Source organism: Nitrosomonas sp. JL21 (assembly GCF_009833095.1).
Taxonomy (GTDB): Bacteria; Pseudomonadota; Gammaproteobacteria; order Burkholderiales; family Nitrosomonadaceae; genus Nitrosomonas.
In genome coordinates, this window is the sequence record NZ_QRCB01000051.1 from 1 (window position 1) to 8,110 (window position 8,110).

8 protein-coding genes are annotated in these 8,110 nt (G+C 45.6%); 4 read left to right on the plus strand and 4 right to left on the minus strand.

The annotated features are described in order from the left end of the window. Nucleotides 1-175: 175 nt before the first annotated feature. The 3 genes from ABF87_RS13340 to ABF87_RS13350 form a co-directional block, all read right to left on the minus strand. Nucleotides 176-1,543, minus strand: coding sequence for an ATP-dependent helicase (locus ABF87_RS13340; protein WP_160829612.1), 1,368 nt, complete (start codon nt 1,541-1,543; stop codon nt 176-178). After that, the gene (locus ABF87_RS13345) at nt 1,540-3,375 is read right to left on the minus strand and encodes an AAA family ATPase (protein ID WP_160829613.1); all 1,836 of its coding nucleotides are present in this window, start codon (nt 3,373-3,375) and stop codon (nt 1,540-1,542) included. Before ABF87_RS13345 ends, ABF87_RS13340 begins: the two co-directional genes overlap by 4 nt. Before the next feature lie 337 nt (nt 3,376-3,712). After that, on the minus strand, nt 3,713-4,882 hold the full coding sequence (locus tag ABF87_RS13350; protein ID WP_160829614.1) for an ATP-binding protein: 1,170 nt from the start codon (nt 4,880-4,882) through the stop codon (nt 3,713-3,715). A gap of 411 nt (nt 4,883-5,293) precedes the next feature. On the opposite strand from ABF87_RS13350, the gene ABF87_RS13355 reads away from it, so the two are divergent. Genes ABF87_RS13355 through ABF87_RS13365 form a run of 3 tightly spaced genes read left to right on the plus strand, consistent with a single transcriptional unit; the run spans nt 5,294 to nt 6,558 of the window. After that, nucleotides 5,294-5,623 (plus strand): metalloregulator ArsR/SmtB family transcription factor, encoded by a 330-nt coding sequence (locus ABF87_RS13355; RefSeq protein WP_160829615.1) that lies wholly within the window; start codon nt 5,294-5,296, stop codon nt 5,621-5,623. Then, nucleotides 5,620-6,123 (plus strand): SRPBCC family protein, encoded by a 504-nt coding sequence (locus tag ABF87_RS13360; RefSeq protein WP_160829616.1) that lies wholly within the window; start codon nt 5,620-5,622, stop codon nt 6,121-6,123. The genes ABF87_RS13355 and ABF87_RS13360 overlap by 4 nt, the downstream gene beginning before the upstream one ends. 18 nt (nt 6,124-6,141) lie before the next feature. Next, on the plus strand, nt 6,142-6,558 hold the full coding sequence (locus tag ABF87_RS13365; protein ID WP_160829617.1) for a VOC family protein: 417 nt from the start codon (nt 6,142-6,144) through the stop codon (nt 6,556-6,558). 385 nt (nt 6,559-6,943) lie between these two features. Here the strand turns inward: ABF87_RS13365 and ABF87_RS13375 are convergent, their stop codons facing one another. Beyond that, entirely contained in the window at nt 6,944-7,453 is a 510-nt protein-coding gene (locus ABF87_RS13375; protein ID WP_160829619.1) for an SRPBCC family protein, read from the minus strand. A 113-nt stretch (nt 7,454-7,566) separates the two neighbouring features. Between ABF87_RS13375 and ABF87_RS13380 the strand changes: the two genes are divergently transcribed. Beyond that, a partial coding sequence (locus ABF87_RS13380) for a DUF899 family protein (RefSeq protein ID WP_160829620.1) occupies nt 7,567-8,110 on the plus strand: 544 nt, incomplete at its 3' end.

Sequence of the window (8,110 nt, forward strand, 5' to 3'; positions counted from 1 at the left end):
GATGGTTTCTCAGGTGCGACTAGCTTGTATGGCGCTCCCATCCGTCAATCTCGCGCCATGCACCGTCTGGCCGTTGCATCGCCAGTCAGAGGAGCCTTCAAGCTCCCCCGGCACTCTCATAGTACTTCCATAGCACTGCTGCATCTAATATGAAATTGTTCCGTGACATAATAGACTATCTTTGTATTTGCAATGCTAATGGTGCTACGGCTGAGAACGGTGCGGAATTGATTCTATTCGCCCCCAAAACAATTACGGTGCAGCTTCTTTTAGCTCTTGTAATTGCGTTGTATAGAAGTCTGCGCTTGTATTCGTCTGAAGCATCTCCTGCAAGACTGTATGTCCATAAGACAATGACATTGTCAAACTCTCTATTCTTGGCTTGATGAATAAGCATTGATTGTCTTCTTTTGTCCGCCCCGCGTATATAACGCTTCTTGTTGTGGAATGCCTCGTGAATGGCGGCATTAAAGTCATCCGGTTCGCAACTGCCATATCCCAGCACACGCTGGTACTTTCTGCACCATCGCTGCATGGCATCCCGTACATGATTATCTTCTATCGCTGCGCTGTGAATAAGCGCCCGATCAATGGGGATTGCCTCATCCAGTGCGCCGATTGATGTAATGCAATCCTGAGCTTCTGTCTCGGTTTTACGTTCCTGATATATGTCCGGGAAAGGGCCGAACGTAGTGCCGCGAGATCTATTAAGGTTCTGCACTTCAGTCTTCACTTTATTAATAGCATTGTTGGCGTTGGGATCGCCTGCTGAAAGCGTAAGTATGGCATGAGTTCCCTGCTGCGCCGAGAACAACGAGTGCCCTATATGCCACGCCATGTATTGCCATGACGGTACAGCAATAAGAGAGAACGATCCAAGGTGCTTGCGTCCATTGCTACCATTATTAAGGAGAGGCATTATCCCCTCGCTGTTTCGCAAGCTGTGTGCAACCTGAATAAGTCCCTGATCGCTTGTGCGTCTGGGCTGTGCCAGTCTTGTTACATTCATGTTGGAGGAAAGCCAACCTATCGCAGCATTGTTACCATGACTGTCTTCAAGATGCTGATACTCATCTGCTGCGGCAAGAAGCACACAGCCTCTTGCTAGACCTTGCATCATGCCAAGCCGTGCCGGGGACAAGTCCTGCGCCTCATCAACAAGTACAATAGGGTATGTTCCCTTTACCCAATTCTGCACGGTTGCAATGCCTAACAGGAGCGCCGCCTCATAACATGTCTTGTCGTACTCATTCTCAGTTTCTGGAATTGCTGTATCTGCACCAGTCACGTCAAGAAGATCTCTCCATCTGCTTGCGATGTGCCCAGCCAGTGCATCAAATGTCATGCAATCAAAGCGTCTTCTCAACCGAGGCAATTCTGATAGTGCGCCATGCAATCGGCTTCTTGATCCATGCATGAATGTCACCGCAAGAACCTTCTGGTGTTTCTGCAAGGGTTGGGACATGACAAGCCCTTCAAGACTTCGCATCAAGTTCCAAGTCTTTCCTGTCCCTGCTGGGCCTTCAAAGAATTGGCTGGTCATGGTTGATATTCCATGACCTCTAGCAATCCATTGGATAGGAATGATCGTGCAAACTTCGTGCTTGCGGATGGGTTTGCGCTTGTTACATCAACAAGCGCGGACATGAACGCCGATACACCGTCTATTCCCGGTTGAGTTGTGAAGAGAAGTCGAGACAGCTCACCATGCAGGAGATAATCATCTTTCCGGCCCCCTTGATTGTAAGGTTGCTTTAACAGGGAAGTGAACGCATCTATATTGGCAAGGGTGGGATCATTGATAAGCCGCCTTATTTGTGGAAGGAATGTCGTTTCATCTGCCTTTAGAAGAGAGCCAATGACATTCTCGATTGTCCAGTTGTCCGGCCACTTCACAATCCGTTTGGGCTTCTGTGCCAAGGCTTGAAGGCCAGTAATATAGGTGCGTCCTGCTGGATCACCGTCCACAAGACAGAAAACATTCGGGTGCGCCTTCGCCATGACCTCAGAAACTTTCTCAACGGCAGCACTGTCAGTAGGAAATACGCCGATAAGTGCGCCGAACATATGTCCGTTTCCTGTTACCCTGTCCTGATAGACTTCAAGGCCGGTGACGAGGTGCCTGAGCCAGTTACAATCGATCTTCCCCTCAGGTATTAGTAATCGTTCATGCATCAGGGCATTGATGGCATCGCTGCGTTGCCATTGGATAAGCTGTCTTACCGCGCTGACCTCATCATTCGCCAGTGGCTTCTGAATGAGGGGCCGTGCGCTCAGCTCCCCGGCGTTATTGTCAAGTATTTTAATGGAGTGAGGATCAAACTCGGCGGCAACCGTTGGGGAGTGTGTTGTCACGATTGTTTGTTCGCAACATGATTTTAATCGGTTTGTCAGACGGCGTTGCTGGCTTGGCGGTATATGAAGTTCCGGCTCTTCTATGGCAACAAAAAAACTCTGGCCTCGTTCCTTGCGAAGTTTGCCAAGCTGGAGCAACAGCAACAGGTTCTGCATCGAGACAATGCCGCTACCTTGTCTGATTGCAGGAATGGGAGGTATCGTGCCATCTGTCTGATCGAAGTGCGGAACCAGCGTAGCAAGTATGGCCTCGCTGTTTGTAGCTGTCAGACGTAGCAGGCTCTTGGGTGCCTTGTTGAACAAGAGGGCCAGCTCATCGTCAATGTCACTGAAGATGGATTGTAACTCAGGCTGTTCTTCGAGTTTGACGGTGGGAGTTCTTAAATCATCTCTCTGCGTTATGATCGCCTGTGCTGGAACATTGCCGACAGTGGCAACAACACGCCGAAAGAGTTCTGATGAGAAAGAGATCATCTTGTCCCATGTGCGGGAGGCAGGAACGAGAAAGAAGCCGCTATCCTTAAGAAGACTGGACGGAAATTGCTCCGCGTATTCTTCATCAAAGGGATCGGCGGAGTTAACACTGTCAACAAAATACCTTCTGAGTTCTACTGTAAGGTCTTCATGGTCAAACCGTCCGGCTACACCTATCTCGACGCACAGCTTGTAATGTTCGTTCTGTTTCGACGGGCCTACGCTTTGATCGTCAGGGTTGATCCACTTGGGTATGCCGCGCCCCATGCGAAACCATTCCGAGTGATGTTCGGGATTGTTGCCAGTGAAGTCTGTTATGATCGCCGTGATATAGATGCGGTCTGCCGGGGCTGGTGAAGCACCGTAGAAGTCATGCTCAGTGAGATTACGAACAAGCCTATCTCTGCCAAACAATACAGCCAATGCTTCAATCACGCTCGTCTTGCCAGCATTGTTAGGGCCAACAAGCACTGTATGATTATCGAAAGAGATTGTGCCCTCTTTGATCCCCCTGAAGTTCTTAATTGTAATCCGCTCAATACGCATACTTGTTCTGGTTTCTGCTAACCATCGCCTGTGTGGAATGCATCTATATTAACGGCTCGGCCTGAAAACGCTATTATTACCGTTTTATCTATCCGATAAACATGTTAGCTTCTGCTTTGATTTCGCAATGCTGTGGCCTAGAGCGGTGTAAAGTTGATTCCATTCATTTTTGTTTGATCCATCTGTCGGAAATTCCCATTCTAAATATACAAATTGCCTTTACGCCTAACTGCATTCTCACATTGTCTCCCAATGCATCAAATACCTTCTTGGGTCTTAAAATTAGCCTAAATGCAATTTCTTATTTGCCGATTCAACGCGGGAGAAAATTTCTGTATTATTTTGCTAACTCTTCCGCCAGTTCATATAAACCAATGACCTCTGTTTCTTCCCTCACCGGGTAACGGTCTTTCCCCGAATACACGACAAAGCTACGATCCGGCTGTATGTCTTCAAGTGCATTATGAAAGCCTTTTACCAATTTCGGGGTGAGGCCGCTCTTGATTTCGAGGGCCCATATTTTGCCGCCGGGCAATTCCAGTATTAAATCGATTTCCGCACCAGCGGAAGTGCGATAGAAACTGGATTTCGTTTGAGGTGGTGCAACGGATAGCAGGTTTTCAATCACAAAACCCTCCCAGCTTGCTCCGAATACAGGATGACCGGAGAGCTGGTTATAATCCGCAAGCCCCAGCAAAGCATGTGTGATACCACTATCGCGCACATAAACACGCGGGGCCTTGACCAAACGCTTTTTAGTGTTGGCGTGGAATGGCTGTAAACGCCTTACCAGCAGCAAATCGGCCAGCAGGTCAATATAGCTGCTAACGGTGGGAGCCGAGGTGGATAAGCTGCCAGCCAATTTAGATGCATTCAGGCATTGCCCTTGACTATGAGCCAGCATAATCCAAAGGCGCTCAAGTGTTTCCGCCGGGATGCGTGGTCCAAATTGCGGTACATCTCGCTCTAAATAGGTGCGAATAAAATTGCGCCGATATGCATAACTGTCTTCATCATTGTCTGCAAGATAGCTATCGGGAAAACCACCCCGTACCCAAAGTTTTGTTGGATCGGTTTTATTTCTGGAGCTTGTTTCCAGCACATTTAAAGGTTCCATATCGATATATTCAATCCGCCCGGCAAGTGTTTCTCCCGACTGGCGAAGTAAATCAATGGAAGCTGATCCTAAAATAAGAAATCTGCCAGTCTTCAAACCCTTGCGCCTACCTTGGTCAATCAAACCGCGTAAAGTTTGGAAAATCTCCGGCATCCGATGAATTTCATCTAAAATAACCAGCTTGCCTTCGTTATGTGTCAGAAATAAACTGGCATTGTTAAGTTTTTCTCGATCTTCCATAGATTCAAGATCAAGATACACAGCGTCTCTTTCTTCAGCGATATCAAGCGCCAATGTAGTCTTACCAACCTGACGCGGCCCGATAAGGGCTACAGCGGCTTGCCGCTTCAAAGATTGTATGACTGTCTGATAGATGCTGCGTTTTATCATCCTTGCATATTAAAACCATTTTTTTTAATATGCAAGGATTAATTTCTTTCAATTTAAGCAAGAAACATACCGATCAATACCCGGTTTCGTATCCAAAAATACCGGATTCAGAATAATGGAAGTTTTTCACGCCTTACAGGCGATCTTCTAGCTCAGCAGCTTGGAAGGAATCACATGGGGACGCGCCCATCGGATCGATGCAGGGGCAACCCGTGCGCATTATATTGAAGTTCTATGCGCCGCTGACAATTACGACATAAAACCGTTACTTTTATTTGCACGTTCATAGATCAAAAGAGAAATTTTTGCATTCAATAGTGATGAATTTTATTGTTGGAATTTGCCTTAATGCAATATTTCCTGCTATTAATTAATTATTGACTTAATTAACTAAATTCTTAATAATAAGTCATGGATAAATTTGCAGCCCTGACCGAACCAAATCGCCGTCGCATTATCGAGCTGATTGCTGTCAACGGTGAAATTACATCTACTGACATCAGCAGTAAGTTTGATATCAGTGCACCAGCAGTTTCCCAGCACCTGAAAGTTTTGCGGGAGACCGGATTGGTCTTTGTGAAAAAAAGGGCACAGCAGCGAATATATTCCATTAACCCGGAAGGGATTGATGAAATGTGGGAATGGCTAAATCAACTGCGCACGCACTGGAATGCACGTTTCGATGCGCTGGATGCCTTGCTCTTGAAGGAACATAATAAACCGAAAGGAAAAAAACGATGATACCTATCGATGCTCAACTGGATCTTGTAATTGAACGAGAATTAATTGTACCTGTAAGCCTAGTTTGGCGCGGTCTGACCGAGCCCGATCTTCTCAAACAATGGTTCTGTCCAAAGCCTTGGGGGGTATCGGATTGCCGTATCGATCTTCGCCCCGGCGGTGAGTTTTATACGGTAATGCATGATCCTGAAGGGAATCAGTATCCTTCAACAGCTTGTTTTTTGGAGGTTACAAAAGAAAAACGGTTGGTCTGGACGAGTGTTTTAGTCGCGAATTACCGTCCCGCCACGCCTGCACAGGCTAATGATAAGGAATGCTCTCATATAGCGATGACTGCTATCATCAATTTAGAGGAAACTTCTTCGGGTACCAGATATAAAGCGCATGTCATGCATAATACGCATGAGCAAAGAAAAGCGCATGAAGCCATGGGATTTCAGGAAGGCTGGGGAACAACCATTACGCAACTGGAAGAATTGCTGAAACAGAAATCAATATAATCCAAATAAAGGAAAATTATGAAACCATTAACTCCCTATTTAATGTTCAAGGACAATGCACGTGAGGCGATGGAATTTTACAAATCCTGTTTCGGTGGAACGTTGGAGGTAAAAACCTTTGCCGACACACCAGAAGAGATGTGTCCACCGGGGTTGAAGGATAAAAATCAAGTTATGCATGCGTGCCTGACATCGGGCGATCTAATTCTCATGGCCTCGGACGATCCTACAGGTGGACCGGATTTAGGCAATCAAATTCATCTCAGTGTGAATTGCGAAAGTGTCGGGCAAATCGATAAATTATTTGATGCACTTAGTAAAGATGGCAATGTGATCATGCCACTGGCTGAAACGTTTTGGGCAAAAAGATTCGGTATGCTGGTGGACAAGTACCGTTTTCACTGGATGCTGAATTATCCCCTGGAAAGCAAATAATCACTTGATGAGGCAATAAAGAATGGGAAGAGAAGCTATTCATTTTCTCTCATCTTCCACAAATGATTTCAATCTGGACAATGCCTGATCCCATTGCTTCGATACAAATCCCAAGTACTCCTCAATATCTTTGAATGGCCGCAAGTCTAAATGATACAACTGCTCGCGGCCGTTCCGAGTCGAATGTACCAAGCCCGCTCCTTCCAATACCCGTAAATGTTTTGTTACGGCTTGCCGGGTTATTTTTGAGCCTTCTGCTAATTGTGAGATTGAATGTGAACGACCGCTCGTAAGCTTAGAAACTAGAGATAACCTAGTTTCGTCACCTAGCGCTGCGAAGACTGACGCATAGTTTTGTAATTTTACGGTGCCGTTTTTAGCGTTGCTATGAAACATATTGTTCAATGCGTTTCATTTGTTCAGTCCATCCGCCATCATTCATACGAAAAGCGGCTTCTCTACGATTACCAGGAATTTTATCGAAACCAGATTCAGTGACTGTAAGAAGTGTGCCACCGGAAATTTGTTTCAACTTAAACTCTACAAGCGTTGGTATTTCTTTAGAGTAATCGTAGCTTGTATCAATTGCATACGGATGCCATGTGTAGGAAAAATAATGCTCGGGTTCAATTTTTTGTACCACTATCTTAAACTTAATCGGTTCATTTTCAGGATCGAGCAAATCTGCTTTTGACGCTTCTTCGTTATTCCCCGCGCGCGCAGCTTTGAGACAAGCAGGATCAGTGATTTCCCCCTCAGATTCCTTTCCTTCAATAAAGGGATTTTGCAAAGTAACGCCAAACCATTCTCCAAATTCTTTGTAGTCAGTCAAAGCGTGCCAGACTCTAGAAATCGGTGCTTTCAATTCAATATGTTTTTCAATGTAATTACTCATAAACATCTCCTTGTAACTTTAAAAGGCAACTCATAAGTTGCATGTTACAGGTTATGATGTAAAATGCAACCTAAAAGTTGCGTGATATTATTTTAAACAAACAGGAGATAAACATGATGAATCCAATTGTTTCTCACGAAGAATGGCTGAAAGCACGCCTTGAATTGCTTACCGCGGAGAAGGAATTCACACGTCAGCGTGATGCTCTGACGCAACGTCGAATGGCGTTGCCTTGGGAGCGCGTGGAAAAATCCTATCAATTTGAAGGACCACACGGCACTCTTTCACTCACCGATCTTTTTGATGGACGCTCCCAATTGATCGTTTATCACTTCATGTTAGCTCCCGATTGGGAAGAAGGATGTAAGTCATGCTCTTTCTGGGCCGATAACTTCAACGGAATTCCGATCCATCTTAATCAGCGCGATGTAACATTTACCGTTATTTCACGCGCACCATTTGCAAAGATTATCGCTTACAAGAAACGTATGGATTGGAGTTTTCCATGGGTCTCATCATATGGGAGCGATTTCAATTTCGATTATCGCGTATCGTTTACACCCGAAGAGATTACCTCAGGTAAGGCATATTATAACTACACAATTCAACCCAATACATCATCGGAAAAAGAAGGAGTCAGCGTGTTCTATAAAAACG